Annotated in this window: 1 protein-coding gene; it reads right to left on the reverse strand. The window is 41.0% G+C overall.

Features of this window, described 5'->3' with window-relative positions; translation table 11 throughout:
* Positions 1-272: 272 nt before the first annotated feature.
* Entirely contained in the window at positions 273-1,259 is a 987-nt protein-coding gene (locus EKM69_RS12150) for an ornithine cyclodeaminase family protein (protein WP_125711369.1), read from the reverse strand.
* Positions 1,260-1,691: the final 432 nt, after the last annotated feature.

A 1,691-nucleotide genomic window follows, 5' to 3' on the forward strand; every position in this document is an offset into this window, starting at 1 on the left:
CTACCAAGGAAACAACTAGGATACAAAAAACCCCAGGAGGCATTCGCCCTGGCCTGCGGCTACTAATAATCTGGCACTCCGATCCTGATAGATCTTAAGCTTTTTTTATTTTTTCGGGGTGGCTAACTTGTTCTTGCAATTTGCGAAAATATAATATTAACGATATACGAATAATGATGCGATTCGATTTTTTTAAACGGTCAGCTCTTTTTGTAAAATATCTTGCTCGTCTCATTTGACTACAATTTCCCCTATAACACGTTTACCCTAAATTAATTCCAGTACGTTCCAAAGCCTTCAGCGACTGCCTTATCGTGGATCGACTTAGCCGTCATCAAGTCTTGGGCAGCAATACCGACAGTCTTGAAGAAAATGATCTCGTGGTCATTTTGACGGCCAGGAATTTCTTCTGAGATCACCTTGCCGATATCCCCTGTGAAATCAGCCTCAGTGATGATTTTTTCAGACAGTGGTTTTAAGACATCGCCTGATTCAGCTAAGACCGCAGCTTGTGAATCAAAGTAGATCTTATCTGCTTTTGCCAACAATCCCACTGGCGTTTCCTGCATATCTGGTTGGTAAGAGCCGACACCACTGACAGTTGCCCCCGCTTTGATGTTGTTAGCATCATACACCGGTTTTTTAGCAGTAGTAACGGTGATGACTAGATCAGCATCTTTTACGGCTTCATCGGCCGACTTGGCAGCGACGATTTTCGTATGATAATCAGCCAATTTCTCACTCATCTTTGCGGCAAATTGTTGGGCTCGCTCAAAATTCAAGTCGCTAACTTCGACCACTTCTAAGTCACGCACGGAAAGCATGGCAGCAAGCTGCGTTTCGGCTTGGCCACCCGTTCCGATAAGAGCACCTTTTCGGCAATCCTTTTTAGCTAAATACTTAAATGCGACACCAGAGGCAGCGCCCGTGCGCAATTGTGTGACATAAGTTCCGTCCATGACCGTATCGACGATCCCAGTTTTAGCATCGATGTTCAACACTTGGGCGTTGATCGAGGCAAGTCCTTGATCGATATTGTTAGGAAACATGTTCAAGACTTTGACACAAGAAGCATCGTACTCCTCGCAAAAAGCCGGCATACACAAAAATGTATCTTGGCCATTCTGCTTTTTGATTTGCGTCCGCAATGGAACTTGCACTTTTCCAGCTGAAAAAAGTTTAAACGCATCGCCGACAGCATCGATACAATCCTCAAGTGAATAAAAACTTTCAATATCATCTTTCGATAGCAATAACATAAAAATCCCTGCCTTTCCTTTACTAATAGGATAACATGAATACGATTACAGACTGATAGTTCTATTACTAACCAATATAAAAAACGTTATACCTGTGCCGTTATCATCCTAGGTGGTACTTTTGCAACTATGATCTTATCAGAAGTTACTACACCAATTCATGTTGCCGTTGTTCCAATTAGTTGATTGATAATCTTATTTGTAATCTTACCGATGACAATGTCTGGATATATTAAAAACACTTATGGAAAGAATAACAACGAAACTGAACAATAAAATAAAGTACTAAAGGTTGAAAGCACGAAAATAGCCCTCAACTCATTCGTATGTTGAGGTTGGGTACAATCAAATAGTTTTTTAACATCATGAAGCATTATCCAAGAGCCTGATCAGGCGATTGGGTAATGCTTTTATAAATTCGTCAAAAATATC

The organism is Companilactobacillus zhongbaensis (assembly GCF_003946515.1).
GTDB classification, from domain to species: Bacteria; Bacillota; Bacilli; order Lactobacillales; family Lactobacillaceae; genus Companilactobacillus; species Companilactobacillus zhongbaensis.

Excerpts from the sequence above, each read along its gene's own strand:
- EKM69_RS12150 (WP_125711369.1), bottom strand. The coding sequence starts at position 1,259 with ATGTTATTGCTATCGAAAGATGATATTGAAAGTTTTTATTCACTTGAG.